Raw genomic sequence first — 16,092 nt, 5'->3', positions numbered from 1 at the left:
CGCGGCGGCGGGCGCGCTCGGCGTGCAGGCGCAGCAGACCGGCGGCGAGGGGCGCGGCCCCGGGGGTGCCGGGGGGCTGAGCGGCTTCGGACGCGTGGCTCGGGTCTTCGGTTGTGCCCGGTGAACCGGCGTGGGCCTCGGGGGAGTTGAGGACGTCACCGGTGGTGTCCCGGGTGTTACGCAGACCAGCTTTCCCGCCCAACTGATCCACAATGCCGAGGTCTTCAAGATTTTCCGCGGCGCTCAGCGCGCGCTCCGCGGTGAGCCCCTCGGGGCCGCCGCCGTGGACGCGGTTGAGGACGAGACCGGCGAGCGGCATGCCGTCCTCGGCGAGCCTGCGCACGAAGTAGTCGGCCTCGCGCAGCGCGTCGCGCTCGGGCGCGGCGACGACGAGGAAGGCGGTGCCGGGGGCCTGGAGGAGCTGGTACGTGGCGTCGGCGCGGGCGCGGAAACCGCCGAACATCGTGTCCATCGCGGCGACGAAGGTCTGCACGTCGGAGAGGAACTGGCCGCCGAGGAGCTTGCCGAGCGTGCCCGTCATCAGCGACATCCCGGCGTTGAGGAACTTCATGCCCGCGCGCCCGCCCGCTTTCGCCGGGGCCATGAGGACGCGCAGGAACTTCCCGTCGAGGAAGGAGCCGAGGTGCTTCGGGGCGTCGAGGAAGTCGAGCGCGGAGCGCGAGGGCGGCGTGTCGACGACGATGAGGTCCCACTCCCCGCCACCCCGGAGCTGGCCGAGCTTCTCCATCGCCATGTACTCCTGCGTACCGGCGAATCCGGCCGAGAGCGACTGGTAGAAGGGGTTCTCCAGGATCGCGCGGGCCCGCGCCGGGTCCGCGTGCGCCTCGACGATCTCGTCGAAGGTGCGCTTCATGTCGAGCATCATGGCGTGGAGTTCGCCCTCGCCGCGCGTGCCGGGGACACGGCGCGGGGTGTTGTCGAGCGCGTCGATGCCCATGGACTGGGCGAGGCGGCGCGCCGGGTCGATCGTGAGGACGACGACCTTGCGGCCCCGCTCGGCGGCGCGCAGCCCGAGCGCCGCAGCGGTCGTCGTCTTGCCGACGCCGCCCGAGCCGCAGCACACGACGATGCGGGTCTCGGGGTCGTCGACGAGCGGGTCGATCGCGAGGACGGGGGGCGGATCGAGGCTCACGGGGTCCTCCTCGGGGTCTGCTCCGCCACGCCCTGGGCGCGCAGGTCCTTCGCCATGCGGTAGACGGCGGCGAGGTCCATGCCGTCCGGGGCGAGGGCCAGTTCGTGGACGGGGCGGCCGAGCCCGGTGAGGCGGGCGCGCTGCGCGGTCTCCAGGGCGTGGCGCTCCCCGTACTCCTCGCCGAGCGCGAGCAGCGGCCCGGCGAGCGCCCCGGCGCGCGGGAGCCCGGCGGCGGTGAGGGCCGCTTCGAGCGCGGCGCGCGGGACGTCCTGGGCGAGCAGCCCGGGGGCCAGCGGGGCCGGGCGGACCATGTTGACGAGGACCCGGCCCACCGGGAGCCCCGCGCCGCGCAGTTCGGCGATCCCGTCCGCCGTCTCCTGCACCGGCATCTCCTCCAGGAGCGTGACGAGGTGCACGGCCGTCTGCGGGGACTTGAGCAGGTGCATGACGGACTGCGCCTGGTGGTGGACGGGGCCGATGCGGGCGAGCCCGGCGACCTCGTCGTTGACGCCGAGGAAGCGCGTGATCCGTCCGGTGGGCGGGGCGTCCATCACGACGTGGTCGTAGACGTGCCGCCCCTGCTTGTCCTTGCGGCGCACGGCCTCGGCGGCCTTGCCGGTGAGCAGGACGTCGCGGACGCCGGGCGCGACGGTGGTCGCGAAGTCGATCGCGCCCATCTTCTTCAGGGCGCGGCCCGCGCTGCCGAGCCGGTAGAACATCTGGAGGTAGTCGAGGAGCGCCAGCTCCGGATCGATCGCGAGCGCGAAGACCTCGCCCCCGCCGGGCGCGACGGCGATCTTGTGCTCCCCGTACGGCAGCGGCTCGGTGTCGAAGACCTGCGCGATGCCCTGTCTGCCCTCGACCTCGACGAGGAGCGTGCGCCGGCCCTCGGTGGCGAGGGCGAGCGCGAGCGCGGCGGCGACCGTCGTCTTGCCGGTCCCGCCCTTCCCGCTGACGACCTGGAGCCTGCTCACAGCGCGAGCCTAGAACGTCGCGGGACGCGGCGGGCGGGCGGGCGCGAACTGGGGGGCGCGAAGGGGGCGCGGCGGGTGGGGTCGAGCGGGTGCGCGGGGGTGGCTCGTCCCGTCCGTACGGGAGCCGGGGCGGCGCCCGCGGCGCGGGTTTCCGCCGCTCCCGCACCGCCCGTTAAAGTCGCCGCATGAAGACTTGGGAATACCTCACCGCGCCGCTCCTCTCGCACAACACGAAGGCCATCCTCGACAACTTCGGCCTGGACGGCTGGGAGCTGGTCACCGTGATCCCCGGCCCCAACGGCTGGGAGAACCCCGTGGCCTACATGAAGCGCGAGAAGCAGGCGTGAGCGCGGTCGAGGCGCGCCTCGCCGAGCTGGGCCTGACGCTGCCGGAGGTCGCGGCGCCGCTCGCCGCGTACCAGGCGGCCGTGCGCAGCGGCGCGTACGTGTACACCGCCGGGCAGCTCCCGCTGGTCGAGGGCACGCTGCCGACGACCGGGAAGGTCGGCGCGGAGGTCACCGCCGAGGAGGCGAAGGCGCTCGCGGGGATCAGCGCGCTCAACGCGCTCGCCGCGGTGCGCTCGGTGGCGGGGGACCTGGACCGCGTCGCGCGCGTGGTGAAGGTCACCGGCTTCGTGGCCTCGGCGACGGACTTCACGGGACAGGCGGGGGTCCTCAACGGGGCGAGCGAACTGCTCGGCGAGGTCTTCGGCGAGAAGGGCGTGCACGCGCGCAGCGCGGTGGGCGTCGCGGTCCTGCCGCTGGACGCGCCGTTGGAGGTCGAGCTGATCGTGGAGCTGGAGGGGTAGGTCCCCGGGGGCTCGGCGGCTCGGGACTCAGGGTTCGGGGGAGGGGCGCCGGGCCGGAGGCTGCGCGGCGTTCGCCGGTGCGGCGCCCGGGCCTCGGTGGGGTGTGCGAGCGGCGGCCGGTTCTTCGAACTCCCGCGCGAGAGGCGTTAGCCTCCGGAGCATGAGCGAACGTGCAGGCAACAGCTCCGGCGCACAGTGGTTCCCCGCCGACTGGCCGGACCGCATCCGCGCCCACGCGCGGGGCGACCTCGTCCCCGTGACCCCGCGCCGCGCGGCCACCGTACTGCTGCTGCGCGAGGCGCCCGAGGGCCCCGGCGGGCTCCTCGTGCACATGCTGCGGCGCCGCGCCTCGATGGCGTTCGCGGCCGGCGCGTACGCGTACCCGGGCGGCGGCGTGGACCCGCGCGACAGCGAGACGGCCGTGGGCTGGGCGGGGCCCTCGCCCGCCGCGTGGGCCGAGCGCCTCGGGCTCGACGACGAGGGCGCGGCGCGGGCCGTGGTGTGCGCTGCGGTGCGCGAGACCTTCGAGGAGTGCGGGGTGCTGCTCGCGGGCCCGGACGCGGAGACGGTCGTCGCGGACGTCTCGGGGCCCGGCTGGGAGGCGGAGCGCGCGGCGCTCGTCGCGCACGAGACCTCGTTCGCGGACTTCCTCAACCGGCACGCGCTCGTGCTGCGCAGCGACCTGCTCGGCGGCTGGGCGCGCTGGATCACGCCCGAGTTCGAGGCACGGCGCTACGACACGTGGTTCTTCGTCGCCGCGCTCCCCGAGGGCCAGCGCACCCGCGAGGTCTCCACGGAGGCCGACCGCACCGAGTGGGTGCGCCCGGTGGACGCCCTGCACCGGTACGAGGAGGGCGCGCTCCAGATGATGCCGCCCACCGTCGCCACCCTGCGCGACCTCGTTCCCTACGGTTCCCTGCCGGGGGTCATGGCCGACCTGGAGGGCCGCGCGCTCAAGCCCGTCCTGGCGGAGGCGCGCCTGGACGGCGAGGAAGTGATCCTGACGTGGCCGGGGCACGAGGAGTTCACCCGGCGGGTGCCGGACGCGGGGGCGCCGGGCGGCGAGCTGCCGGGCGGGGGAGCGGCCGACGCCGGTGAGCTGCCGGGCGGGGGAGCGGCCGACGCCGGTGAGCGGGCGTGAGCGCCGTACCCGCCGTGCCGGGGAGCCCGCGCGGCGTCGTGACGAGCGGACCGGCGACGGCCCGCGCGGTCAACGTCCTCGCGCCGAACCCCTCGGCGATGACGCTCGACGGCACGAACACGTGGATCGTCGCCGAGCCCGGCTCCGGCCTCGCGGTCGTCATCGACCCGGGCCCGCTCGACGAGGGCCACCTGGCGAACGTCATAGCCACGGCCGAACGCGCCGGGCAGCGCGTCGCGCTGACGCTGCTCACGCACGGCCACCCCGACCACGCGGAGGGCGCGGCGCGCTTCGCGGAACTCACCGGGAGCCCGGTGCGCGCGCTCGACCCGGCGCTGCGGCTCGGCGAGGAAGGGCTCGCGGCGGGCGACGTCGTCACGACGGGCGGCCTCGAACTGCGCGTCGTACCGACCCCGGGCCATACGGGCGACTCGCTCTCCTTCCACCTCCCGGCGGACCGTGCCGTCCTCACGGGGGACACGGTGCTCGGGCGCGGTACGACGGTGGTGGCGCACCCGGACGGGCGGCTCGGCGACTACCTCGACTCGCTGCGGCGGCTGCGGACGCTCGCGACGGACGACGGCGTGGACATCGTCCTGCCGGGCCACGGCCCGGTCCTGGACGACGCGCGCGGGGTGCTGGAGTACTACCTCGCGCACCGCGCGGCCCGCCTGGCGCAGGTCGAGGAGGCGGTCCGGGCGGGGCTGACGACGGCGCCGGAGGTGGTGGCCCGGGTGTACGCGGACGTGGACCGGGCGCTGTGGCCGGCGGCGGAGTGGTCGGTGGGGGCGCAGCTGGAGTACTTGCGGGAGCGGGGGGTGGGGTGAGGGGGGATTGCGGGGCCCGGTAAAAAGACAGCCCCCACCCACCCAAAGGGGGGGCTCCCCGACATCAATTCTTCCGCACCCCGCACCCCCACCCCCGCCACTTCCGCCCATCTGTGGATAACTCCGGGAAACCCGCACACGGCCTCACTCGTGCGAGTGAGCGCCTTCGCGACCTGGGTCAAGTTGTCCACAGCCGAAGTCGTACGAACGCCGAAAAGCGCCACGGAACCGGGCCGATGATCAAAACGACCGCCCCGATCATCCGCACATACGCCAGGCATCGGGAGACAAGCCCCGCGCACACGAGAGGCGGCCGCCCCCACCAGGGGACGGCCGCCTCTCGTACATACGGGAGCGGGCCCGCACGGAAGTCCTCGACCAGTGCCTCAGCGCGACCGCTTCGCCAGCCGCTCCACGTCCAGCAGGATCACCGCACGCGCCTCAAGGCGCAGCCAGCCGCGCCCGGCGAAGTCGGCGAGCGCCTTGTTGACCGTCTCGCGCGAGGCGCCGACGAGCTGCGCCAGCTCCTCCTGCGTCAGGTCGTGCACGACGTGGATGCCCTCCTCCGACTGCACGCCGAAGCGGCGCGACAGGTCGAGGAGCGCGCGGGCGACACGGCCCGGCACATCGGAGAAGACCAGGTCGGACATCTGGTCGTTCGTCTTGCGCAGCCGGCGCGCCACCGCGCGCAGCAGCGCCGCGGCGACCTCGGGGCGCCCGCTGAGCCACGGCTGGAGGTCGTTGTGCCCCAGGCCGAGCAGCTTCACCTCGGTGAGCGCGGACGCGGTCGCCGTGCGCGGGCCCGGGTCGAAGAGCGACAGCTCACCGATCAGCTCGCCGGGGCCGAGCACCGCGAGCATGTTCTCGCGGCCGTCGGGCGAGGTGCGGTGCAGCTTGACCTTGCCCTCCGTCACGACGTAGAGGCGGTCGCCCGGCTCGCCCTCGTGGAAAAGGGACTCCCCGCGGGCCAGCGTCACCTCACTCATGGAGGCGCGCAGCTCCGCCGCCTGTTCGTCATCGAGCGCCGCGAACAGCGGTGCGCGCCGCAGAACGTCATCCACGAGTTCTCTCCTTGTCGGCTGCTCAGGGGGACTGGTCATCTCCCATTGTGCCGGACGTGCCAAACAGTGTGATCAGTCACAAGTGTGCCGCACAGACGCTCGGTCCTGTACGCCAGGGGGGCCGTGGGAGTGGCGTACCCCGTGCTCGGCGGCAGATGTCCGTACCCGGCCGTAGGCTGAGCGGGTGTCCGCGGCGCCTGGCTGTACGGGGCAGGCCGAGGCACCTGCGGTACGGCTCCGACCAGCGTGTTCCGCTGAGAGCGAACGCGACGGGGATAGGGCCGTCAGAGGTCGTACGAGCAGCATCGGGCCGGTACGGAACGGGACGGGCGGTCGCCGCGAGCAGGCGCGCGACGCCGGTGGAGGGCACGGAGGTCAGCCGGGTGACGACGAAGAAGACGGCGACGGGGGAGACGGCCCCTGCCAAGAAGGCGGCGGCCAAGAAGACGGCGGGCACGAGCACGGCGGCCAAGAGCCCGGCCGCCAAGAAGGCCCCCGCCAAGAAGGCGGCGGCCAAGAGCACGGCGGCCAAGAAGACCCCTGCCAAGAAGACCCCTGCCAAGAAGACCCCCGCCAAGAAGGCCCCTGCCAAGAAGACCCCCGCCAAGAAGGCCGCCCCCAAGCCCCCCGGCTTCGCCAAGCGCGAGTCCCGTGCCGCCATGGTCGAGCGCGCGCACGCCATCAACGACGTCCTCGCCGAGACCTACCCCTACGCCCACCCCGAGCTGGACTTCGAGGACCCCTTCCAGCTCCTCGTCGCCACCGTCCTCTCCGCGCAGACCACCGATCTGCGCGTGAACCAGACGACCCCCGCGCTCTTCGCGAAGTACCCGACCCCCGAGGACATGGCGGCGGCGGTCCCCGAGGAGCTGGAAGAGCTGATCCGGCCCACCGGCTTCTTCCGGGCCAAGGCCCGCTCGCTGCTCGGTCTCTCGGCGGCGCTCCGCGACGACCACGACGGCGAGGTCCCGGCCACCGTCGACGCGCTCGTGAAGCTGCCAGGGGTGGGCAGGAAGACGGCGTTCGTCGTCCTCGGCAACGCTTTCGGCGTCCCGGGAATCACCGTCGACACCCACTTCGGGCGCCTCGCGCGCCGCTGGAAGTGGACGACGTCCGAGGACCCGGTGAAGGTCGAGTCCGACGTCGCCGCGATCTTCGACCCGAGCGAGTGGACGATGCTCTCGCACCGCGTGATCTTCCACGGCCGCCGCATCTGCCACTCCCGCCGCCCCGCCTGCGGCGCCTGCCCGGTGGCGCCGCTCTGCCCCTCCTACGGCGAGGGCGAGACCGACCCCGAGAAGGCGGCGAAGCTCCTCAAGTACGAGAAGGGTGGCATGCCGGGCCAGCGCCTCAAGCCCCCCGCCGACTTCCCCGGTCCCCCCGCGCCACCCCTGGGCGGCTGACGGACCTCCGGGGCGCCCCTGATACGTCTCAGGGGCGCCCCCCAGGGGCTCGTACGCGCCCCCACGCTCCCCGTGCACCCGCGTCTCCCGCGTCCCCGGAACACCGCGACATCGCACAGACGTTGGAGCAGGAGAAGACGACGACGAAACGACGACCGGCCCCGCCGGAAGGAGAACTGGTGGTGAATCGACCCTGAGCACCGAGAGCGAGTTCCGCACCGACCGTCCGGCGGCCCTCGGCCCCCACGGCGGCCCCCTCCCCCCGAGCCCCCTCCCGGAGCCGGCCCCCGGCCCCGCCCCGCTCCACGGCCCGCCCGCTCCCCCCGCCCCCGTCCTCACCACCGAGGGCCTGCCCCGCTGGCTCGACCCGGTCGTCGGCGCGGTGCGGACGGTACGGGCCGAGCAGCTCAGCGCCTTCCTGCCACCGGCGGACGGCGGCGGCCGCCAGTCGGCGGTGCTCATCCTGCTCGGCGAGGGCGAGGACGGCCCCGAACTGCTGCTCACCGAGCGGGCCTCCTCCCTGCGCGCGCACGCGGGCCAGCCCTCCTTCCCCGGCGGCTCCCTCGACCCGGGCGACGGCGACCCGCTCACCACCGGGCCGCTGCGCGCCGCGCTCCGCGAGGCCGAGGAGGAGACGGGGCTCGACCCGGCGGGCGTCCAGCTCTTCGGGGTGCTGCCACGCCTCTACATCCCGCTGACCCGCTTCGTCGTGACCCCCGTCCTCGGCTGGTGGCGCGAGCCCAGCCCCGTCCGGGCCGTCGACCCCGGCGAGACCGCGCGCGTCTTCTCCGTGCCGGTGAGCGAACTCACGGACCCCGCGCACCGCGCCGTCGCGGTCCATCCACGCGGCCACGAAGGCCCCGCTTTCCTCGTCCGCGACGCTCTGGTCTGGGGTTTCACCGCCGGAGTCATCGACCGCCTGCTGCATTTCGCGGGCTGGGAACGACCATGGGACAAGGGGAAGCGGGTCTCACTCGACCGGCACGCATGACAGGGTGTCCCGGTGAACGCGCTGGACTTCTTCTTGCTGGCCGCCGCCGTGTGGTTCGCGATCGTGGGCTACCGCCAGGGTTTCGTCGTCGGCATCCTGTCGGTGATCGGCTTCCTCGGCGGCGGGCTCCTCGCCGTGTGGGTGCTGCCCGTGCTCTGGGACGCGCTGACGGACAACTCGGAGGCGAGCACGACCGCCGTCGTGGTCGGGGTGATCGTCGTCATCGTGTGCGCCTCCACGGGCCAGGCGTTCACCACCCACCTCGGCAACAAACTGCGCACGCACATCACGTGGAGTCCGGCGCGCGCCCTCGACGCGACCGGCGGCGCCGTCGTCAACGTCCTCGCGATGCTCCTCGTCGCCTGGCTCCTCGGCTCGCTCCTCGCGCAGACGACGCTGCCCACGCTCGGCAAGCAGGTCCGCAACTCCAAGGTGCTCCTCGGCGTCTCGCAGGCCATGCCCCAGCAGGCCGACAACTGGTTCTCCGACTTCCGCTCGGTCCTCGCGCAGAACGGCTTCCCGCAGGTCTTCAGCCCCTTCTCGAACGAGCCGATCAAGCCCGTCGACCCACCGGACCCGGCCCTGGCGAACAGTCAGGTCGCGCGGACGGCGAAGCAGTCGATCGTCAAGGTCGTCGGCACCGCCTCCGGCTGCGGGAAGGTCCTGGAGGGCTCCGGTTTCGTCTTCGCCAAGGACCGCGTCATGACGAACGCGCACGTCGTCGGCGGAGTCGGCGAACCGACCGTCCAGATCGGCGGCCAGGGCAGGCGCTACGACGGGACGGTCGTGCTCTACAACTGGAAGCGCGACATCGCGGTCCTCGACGTGCCCGGGCTGCCCGCACCCTCGCTGCGCTTCACGAACGGTGACGCGAAGGCGGGCGACGGCGCGATCGTCGCCGGGTTCCCGGAGAACGGCGACTACGACGTCCGCCCCGCCCGCGTCCGCAGCCGCATCACCCCGACAGGCCCCGACATCTACCACCGGGGCACGGTGAGCCGCGACGTCTACTCGCTCTACGCCACCGTCCGCCAGGGCAACTCCGGCGGCCCGCTCCTGACGACGGACGGCCGCGTCTACGGAGTCGTCTTCGCCAAGTCGCTCGACGACCCCGACACCGGCTACGCCCTCACCGCCGACGAGGTCCGCGACGACGTCACCCAGGGCCGCACGGCGACCCAGCGCGTCGACACGGAGAGCTGCGCGCTCTGACGGCACGCGGGGGCCCCGCCGTCACGGATCACGTGGGGCGGGGCCGGGTGCGCTCGTACGTACGTGGTGAGGCGGCCCGGGAAGCGGGGCAGTCGCGTGCGCGGTGGCGGCGCGTCCTGCCGACCGTACGCGGAGGGCGGCACCGTCTGCGGCTGCCGTACGCGGGGTGTGCGCCCCCGCGCCTCCGTGCTCCCCGGCCGGGCCCTGGCGTGGGCGCCGGGGCGGTTCAGTCGCGCGTGTGCCGGAGACGAGCCGAGACCCAGCGGGCCCGGCGGCGGAGGATGAGGGGGATGTTGACCCCGTCCGGGGAGGGATGCGGTACGCCGGAACCCAACGGTCCCGCCCCCTCGTGGCTGCTCAGCGCGGAGACTGAGCGGCGGTCGCGTGCTGCGTCACTGTAGTCGTGCGTCCAGCCCATACCCCGTCCCTGCCCTGCTCCCATGGTCGCTAATCGCACTCCCTGCACCTCATTGGCCTATGCGGTTGGCAACACCTGTTCGATCGTCAGACGGCCTCGTCCGCTGAGCGGTACGGAGGGGGCCCGACGTGCCGGAGAAGGGGAGCACACGGCGGCGCAGGGGGCGCACACTCCGGGAGGTGCGTCAGCGATCCTGGTCCCGGACCCGCCTCAGCGGTCCGGTCCCGGACCCGCCTCAGCGATCCGGTTCCGGGTCCCGCAGCCAGTCGATCAGCTCGCGGTTGAAGCCGAGCGGGTCCTCCTCGTGCGGGAAGTGCCCGAGCCCCTCGTAGAGCCGCCAGCGGTACGGGGCCTCGACGTACTCGCCCGAACCGGCCGCCGAGCGGGTGCGCAGCACCGGGTCGAGCGCCCCGTGCAGGTGCAGCGTCGGGACCCGTACGGGCCGCTTCATCCGCCGGTAGAACTGCACGCCGTCCGGCCGCGCCAGCGAGCGCACGAGCCAGCGGTACGGCTCCACCGCGCAGTGCGCCGTCGAGGGGATGCACATCGCCCTGCGGTAGACGTCGACCGTCTTGTCGTCCGGGAGACGCGGCCCGGACCAGTCCCGCAGCAGCTCCCCGACGAGCGCGCCCTCGTCGGCGACGAGCTGCCGCTCCGGGACCCACGGGCGCTGGAAGCCCCACACGTACGAGCCGGCGGCGGACTGCCGGGGGTCCCTGAGCATCGCCGCGCGCCAGCGGCGCGGGTGCGGCATGGAGGAGACGACGAGCCGACGCACGAGCTTGGGCCGCATGACCGCCGCCGTCCAGGCGAGGTAGCCGCCGAGGTCGTGCCCGACGAGCGCCGCGTCCGGCTCGCCGAGCGAGCGGATCACACCGGTGATGTCGAGCGCGAGGTTCGCCGGGTCGTAACCGCGCGGCGTGCGGTCGCTGCCACCGATCCCGCGCAGGTCCATCGCGACCGCCCGGTACCCGGCCGCTGCGAGCGCGGTGAGCTGCTCGCGCCACGTCCACCAGAACTGCGGGAAGCCGTGCACGAGCATGACGAGCGGCCCCTCGCCCACCTCCGCGATGTGGAAGCGCGCGCCGTTCGCCGCCACGTCGCGGTGGGTCCAGGGACCGTCGATCCGGATCGCGGGGGCGGATTGCGCCGAACGGGGGTCGGTAGCCGTCATGAGGAGGAGCGTGCCACAGCGGAGGCTCCCTCCGCCTCCTCGCCGCCCTTCTGCTGAAGCGGCGGGAACTGCTCCAGTTCCGGCGTCTCGGGACGCGGGTGCGGCTTCGCGTTGGAGAGGACCGAGGCGTCGGCCTTCGCGGCGGCGGCGGCCTTCTGCGGGCCCCTGCCCTTCTGCGCCTTCTTGAAGAAGACGAGGCCGATGAGGGCGAAGAATCCGGCCACGACGAGGCTCGCGGCGAAGGAGAGCAGGAAGCAGACGGAGATGTGCCAGCCGCTCCACGCCCGGATGCCGTAGGCGAGCGCGAAGCTCAGCATCGGGAGCGAGAAGAGCGCCAGGACCAGCGCGACGATGAACGCCGCACTGCCGACCAGCCCCTTCTTCACGTCCTTCATGATCTGCACCTTGGCGAGCGCGATCTCGTCGTGCACCAGCGCGGACAGTTCGGAGACCGCGTTGGCCACGAGCTGGCCGAGGCTGCGTTCCGCGCTCAACGCCGCAGCCGCCTTCTCGGGCTCGCCGGGACGGTGGCTCGCGCTGTCGGGTGCGCTCATCGCGTACTCCCTCTTCTCTGTCGCCGGTCTGCGCGGGGACCGGGCTCACGGCCCCCGCCTCGTCCGGGCGGCGGCGCACCCGCCCGAAACACGGTCAGGGTTCAGATCATGCCGGACCCTTGCCCTTGCCGCTTCCCCCGCCCCGCCCGCCTGACTCCTGTTGGGTGCGGTACGGGGGTGTTGCGGGGCGGGCGGGTCCGTGGCGGGGCGGGCGGGTCCGCCGTGGGGCGTACACGGGTCCGTCGTCGGGTGTACGGGAAGGTGCTCCGACTCCGTGTCAGGCGCTGCCCGCGCCCGGGTCGTCCCGCTTCCGGGCGCGGGCGCGGTGTTCGGCCGCCTTGTCCTCATAGGCGTCGGCGAGGCGCTGATGGTGCGCCGGGTCGTCCTGCTGGTAGACGTCCGGTACGCCGTCGAGGTCCTCGTCGCGTTCCTCCTCGGCGCGCAGCCGCACGTACACCCGGTTGCGCAGCCGCAGCAGGACGGTGGCGAGCAGGACCGCGACGAGCGAGCCGACGAGTACCGCCGCCTTGACCTCGTCGGTGAGGTGCGGATCGTCCGTGAAGGCGAGTTCCCCGATGAGGAGGGACACGGTGAAGCCGATACCGGCGAGCACGGAGACCGCGAAGAGATCGGACCAGGCCAGTTCCTCGCTGAGCGAGGCCCGCGTGAAACGCGCCGTCAGCCACGTACCGCCGAAGATCCCCACCGCCTTGCCGACGACGAGCCCGAGGACCACCCCCAGCGTCTCCGGCCGCGTGAAGATGTCGGCGAGCGCGTCGCCGCCCACCGCGACCCCGGCGGAGAAGAGCGCGAAGAGCGGCACCGCGAGCCCGGCCGAGTAGGGGCGCACCAGGTGCTCGATCCGCTCCCCGGGCGACGCCTCCTCCCCCTCCTCGCGGTGACAGCGCAGCATGAGGCCCATCGCGACGCCCGCGATCGTCGCGTGCACGCCGCTGTTGTACATGAGCCCCCAGATCACCAGCGCGAGCGGTACGTACACGTACCAGCCCCGCACCCGCAGGCGCCGCAGCAGGAACCAGAAGACGGCGAGCCCGGCGACGGCCCCGCCGAGCGCGGCGAAGTTCAGGTCGCTCGTGAAGAAGACCGCGATGATCAGGATCGCGAAGAGGTCGTCGACGACCGCGAGTGTCAGGAGGAAGGCGCGCAGGGGCGAGGGCAGCGCGGTGCCGAGCACGGCGAGCACCGCGAGCGCGAAGGCGATGTCCGTCGCGGTCGGGACCGCCCAGCCGCCCAGGTCGCCGTCGCCCACCGTGTTGACGAGCGTGTACACGAGCGCCGGCGCGATCATCCCGCACGCCGCCGCGACCACGGGCAGCAGCGCCGCCTTGGGATCGCGCAGATCCCCGGCGACCAGCTCACGCTTCAGCTCGGCACCCGCGACGAAGAAGAACACCGCGAGCAGCCCGTCCGCCGCCCAGTGCTGCACGGAGAGGTGCAGTCCGAGCGAGCCGGGCCCGACGTGGAAGTCGCGGACGGTCTCGTAACTGTCCGACAGGGGCGTGTTCGCCCACACGAGGGCGAGGACGGCGGCGACGAGCAGCAGCACCCCGCCGAGCGTCTCGGCGCGCAGGGCATCGGCGAGGTAGCGGTACTCCGGCAGGGGCAGACGGCCGAGGAAGCGGCGGCCGGGGGTGGGCAGGCGGGTGCTGGGCACAGGGGTCTCCAGATCCGGCGCCCGTGCGGGCGCGGTTCGGCGTCGGGTGAGCACACGCCGACCAGACTTCCCGGCACCCCTCTTCGCTTGTCGGTACGCAGGGCGTACGGGGCCACCATACTCACCGGTTCGCGCCGGGTCGGTCTTGTTGCGTCCTGTCCCGTTTCGTCCCCGCCCGGCCCGCCCCGCCCCGCCCCACCCGCCCCGCCCCGGTCGGCGAGTTCGGTGGACACCTGTGCGCTCGGTTTACGACTGTGTGCCCGACTTACGGTTGTACGCCGAGCTCGCAACTGTGCGCCGAGTGCACGACGCTCGTTCGCCCTCGGTTCACGCTTGTGCGCTGAGTGCACATGTGTGCGCTCAGTCTACGTTCGTACGCTGGGCGTACACCTGTACCCGGCAAGGCGTCCTGGCGTCGAGCGCACAGCCGTACACCGGACGCCCCGGAACGACGAAAGGGCGAGTCCCGAAGGACCCGCCCTTCCCTCACCCGACGGAGGCCGTCAGTCGTCGCTCCCGCCCGAGGCGGGCAGCTTGGACTGGATGAGGTCCATCACCGAGGAGTCCGTCAACGTCGTGACGTCCCCCAGCTCGCGGTTCTCCGCCACATCGCGCAGCAGCCTGCGCATGATCTTCCCGGACCGCGTCTTCGGCAGCTCGGCGACCGCCATGATCCGCTTCGGCTTGGCGATCGGCCCCAGCGTCGCGCCCACATGGTTGCGCAGGTCCGCGACCAGGTCCTCCGACTCCGTCGCGGTGCCCCGCAGGATCACGAAGGCCACGATGGCCTGACCCGTGGTCTGGTCGGCCGCGCCGACCACCGCCGCCTCGGCGACCGCCGGGTGCGAGACGAGCGCCGACTCGACCTCGGTCGTGGAGATGTTGTGCCCCGAGACGAGCATGACGTCGTCGACCCGGCCGAGCAGCCAGATGTCGCCGTCCTCGTCCTTCTTCGCCCCGTCACCGGCGAAGTACTTGCCCTCGAAGCGCGACCAGTACGTGTCGATGAAGCGCTGGTCGTCGCCCCAGATGGTGCGGAGCATCGACGGCCACGGCTCGGTCAGCACGAGGTAGCCGCCGCCCCCGTTGCCGACCTCGTTGCCCTCGTCGTCCACGACCGTCGCCGAGATGCCCGGCAGCGGCGTCTGCGCCGAACCCGGCTTCGTCGCGGTCACGCCCGGAAGCGGCGAGATCATCATCGAACCGGTCTCGGTCTGCCACCACGTGTCGACGATCGGCGCCTTGTCGTGCCCGATGTTCTTGCGGTACCACATCCACGCCTCGGGGTTGATCGGCTCACCGACCGAACCGAGCACCCGCAGTGAGGAGAGGTCGAACTTCGCGGGGATGTCGTCGCCCCACTTCATGAACGTGCGGATCGCCGTCGGCGCCGCGTACAGGATCGTCACCCCGTACTTCTGGATGATTTCCCAGAATCGTCCCTGGTGCGGAGTGTCCGGCGTGCCCTCGTACATGACCTGCGTCGCGCCGTTGGAGAGCGGACCGTAGACGATGTACGAGTGCCCGGTGACCCAGCCGATGTCGGCCGTGCACCAGTAGACGTCCGTCTCCGGCTTGAGGTCGAAGACCGCGTGGTGCGTGAAGCTCGCCTGCGTGAGGTAGCCGCCCGAGGTGTGCAGGATGCCCTTCGGCTTACCCGTGGTGCCCGAGGTGTAGAGGATGAAGAGCGGCTGCTCGGCCTCGAAGGCCTCGGGCGTGTGCTCGGCCGACTGGCGCTCGGTCAGCTCGTGCCACCACACGTCGCGGCCCTCGGTCCACGCCGTGTCCTCGCCCGTACGGCGGACGACGACGACGTGCTCGACCGTGTCGAAGCGCGAGACGGCCGCGTCCACGGCGGGCTTGAGCGCGCTCGGCTTGCCGCGCCGGTAGCCGCCGTCGGCCGTGATGACGACCTTCGCGTCCGCGTCGGCGATCCGCGCGGCGATCGCGTCGGCCGAGAAACCGCCGAAGACGACCGAGTGCATCGCGCCGATGCGCGCGCAGGCGAGCATCGCGATGACGGCCTCGGGGATCATCGGCAGATAGACCGCGACCCGGTCGCCCTTGCCGACGCCCAGCTCGATCAGGCCGTTCGCCGCGCGCGAGACCTCGTCCTTGAGCTGTGCGTACGTGATGCTGCGGCTGTCGCCCGGCTCGCCCTCGAAGTGGATCGCGACCCGGTCGCCGTTGCCCGCCTCGACGTGGCGGTCGACGCAGTTGTACGCGACGTTCAGCTTGCCGTCCGCGAACCACTTGGCGAACGGCGGGTTCGACCAGTCCAGGGTTTCGGTGGGCTCGGTCTCCCAGCTCAGCCGACGCGCCTGCTCGGCCCAGAAGCCGAGGCGGTCCTCGCGCGCCCGCTCGTAGGCGTCCGCCTTCACGTTGGCGTGCGCCGCCAGCTCCGCCGGCGGCGCGAACTTGCGCTCTTCCTTGAGCATGTTGGCGATTGACGAACGCTCGCTCACTGACCCACCGTCCCGTGGTGTAGACCAATTCTGTCCTGCCATGGGGATTCAACGCTTGCGGAGACACGAGGTCAACCCCCGCAAAGCGGACCCGCCGGAGCGCGCGTGAACCACGCGGCCCCGCTACCTCCGACACGTATGTCCCAGGTCGGAGGTTCATCCGCCCCGCCCGCGAAGTGCGCGAACGCCCCGCGAGCTTCAGCGAGGCGACCGCCGACGACACCCCAACGGCTCTG

The 16,092-nt window shown here is 72.8% G+C and carries 15 protein-coding genes; 7 read left to right on the top strand and 8 right to left on the bottom strand.

Going from position 1 to position 16,092, the window contains the following annotated elements; genetic code table 11:
- Window positions 1-1,153 (bottom strand): ArsA family ATPase (locus G3I42_RS34015; protein ID WP_164291506.1); only part of this gene is annotated, 1,153 nt, incomplete at its 3' end.
- On the bottom strand, window positions 1,150-2,127 hold the full coding sequence (locus tag G3I42_RS34010) for an ArsA-related P-loop ATPase (RefSeq protein ID WP_164291505.1): 978 nt from the start codon (window positions 2,125-2,127) through the stop codon (window positions 1,150-1,152). The genes G3I42_RS34015 and G3I42_RS34010, both read right to left, overlap by 4 nt.
- A 185-nt stretch (window positions 2,128-2,312) precedes the next feature.
- Here G3I42_RS34010 and G3I42_RS37230 point away from each other — a divergent pair, with 185 nt between their 5' ends.
- From G3I42_RS37230 to G3I42_RS33995, 4 genes are all read left to right on the top strand, one after another.
- Window positions 2,313-2,474 (top strand): hypothetical protein, encoded by a 162-nt coding sequence (locus G3I42_RS37230; protein ID WP_007823934.1) that lies wholly within the window; start codon window positions 2,313-2,315, stop codon window positions 2,472-2,474.
- Entirely contained in the window at window positions 2,471-2,935 is a 465-nt protein-coding gene (locus G3I42_RS34005) for a RidA family protein (protein WP_164291504.1), read from the top strand. Before G3I42_RS37230 ends, G3I42_RS34005 begins: the two co-directional genes overlap by 4 nt.
- A gap of 160 nt (window positions 2,936-3,095) precedes the next feature.
- Entirely contained in the window at window positions 3,096-4,076 is a 981-nt protein-coding gene (locus G3I42_RS34000) for an NUDIX hydrolase (RefSeq protein WP_164291503.1), read from the top strand.
- Window positions 4,073-4,903, top strand: a complete 831-nt coding sequence (locus G3I42_RS33995) for an MBL fold metallo-hydrolase (protein ID WP_164291502.1) — start codon at window positions 4,073-4,075, stop codon at window positions 4,901-4,903. The genes G3I42_RS34000 and G3I42_RS33995 overlap by 4 nt, the downstream gene beginning before the upstream one ends.
- Window positions 4,904-5,289: 386 nt before the next feature.
- Here G3I42_RS33995 and G3I42_RS33990 read toward each other — a convergent pair whose 3' ends face one another.
- Entirely contained in the window at window positions 5,290-5,964 is a 675-nt protein-coding gene (locus G3I42_RS33990; protein ID WP_007823925.1) for a Crp/Fnr family transcriptional regulator, read from the bottom strand.
- Window positions 5,965-6,347: 383 nt separating this feature from the next.
- Here G3I42_RS33990 and nth point away from each other — a divergent pair, with 383 nt between their 5' ends.
- The 3 genes from nth (at window position 6,348) to G3I42_RS33975 (ending at window position 9,570) form a co-directional block, all read left to right on the top strand.
- Window positions 6,348-7,367 (top strand): endonuclease III, encoded by a 1,020-nt coding sequence (gene nth, locus G3I42_RS33985; RefSeq protein WP_343244739.1) that lies wholly within the window; start codon window positions 6,348-6,350, stop codon window positions 7,365-7,367.
- A gap of 349 nt (window positions 7,368-7,716) precedes the next feature.
- Window positions 7,717-8,358 carry a CoA pyrophosphatase gene (locus G3I42_RS33980; RefSeq protein WP_164291510.1) on the top strand — a complete coding sequence of 214 codons (642 nt, stop codon included), beginning with the start codon at window positions 7,717-7,719 and terminating at the stop codon, window positions 8,356-8,358.
- A gap of 12 nt (window positions 8,359-8,370) precedes the next feature.
- Window positions 8,371-9,570 (top strand): MarP family serine protease, encoded by a 1,200-nt coding sequence (locus G3I42_RS33975; protein ID WP_164291501.1) that lies wholly within the window; start codon window positions 8,371-8,373, stop codon window positions 9,568-9,570.
- A 226-nt stretch (window positions 9,571-9,796) separates the two neighbouring features.
- Here G3I42_RS33975 and G3I42_RS38095 read toward each other — a convergent pair whose 3' ends face one another.
- From G3I42_RS38095 to acs, 5 genes are all read right to left on the bottom strand, one after another.
- Entirely contained in the window at window positions 9,797-9,988 is a 192-nt protein-coding gene (locus G3I42_RS38095; protein ID WP_239096866.1) for a hypothetical protein, read from the bottom strand.
- Window positions 9,989-10,223: 235 nt separating this feature from the next.
- Window positions 10,224-11,162, bottom strand: a complete 939-nt coding sequence (locus tag G3I42_RS33970) for an alpha/beta hydrolase (protein ID WP_164291500.1) — start codon at window positions 11,160-11,162, stop codon at window positions 10,224-10,226.
- Entirely contained in the window at window positions 11,159-11,716 is a 558-nt protein-coding gene (locus G3I42_RS33965) for a phage holin family protein (RefSeq protein ID WP_164291499.1), read from the bottom strand. The genes G3I42_RS33970 and G3I42_RS33965 overlap by 4 nt, the downstream gene beginning before the upstream one ends.
- A gap of 277 nt (window positions 11,717-11,993) precedes the next feature.
- Window positions 11,994-13,376 carry a Na+/H+ antiporter NhaA gene (gene nhaA, locus G3I42_RS33960; RefSeq protein ID WP_164291509.1) on the bottom strand — a complete coding sequence of 461 codons (1,383 nt, stop codon included), beginning with the start codon at window positions 13,374-13,376 and terminating at the stop codon, window positions 11,994-11,996.
- 518 nt (window positions 13,377-13,894) lie between these two features.
- Window positions 13,895-15,829: an acetate--CoA ligase gene (gene acs / locus G3I42_RS33955; RefSeq protein ID WP_239096865.1), complete on the bottom strand. Its 1,935-nt coding sequence runs from the start codon at window positions 15,827-15,829 to the stop codon at window positions 13,895-13,897.
- Window positions 15,830-16,092: the final 263 nt, after the last annotated feature.

Source organism: Streptomyces sp. SID11385, from assembly GCF_010548245.1.
Classification (GTDB): domain Bacteria; phylum Actinomycetota; class Actinomycetes; order Streptomycetales; family Streptomycetaceae; genus Streptomyces.
Note: the sequence above shows the minus strand (reverse complement) of the source record. Positions and strands in the feature narration are given on the sequence as shown.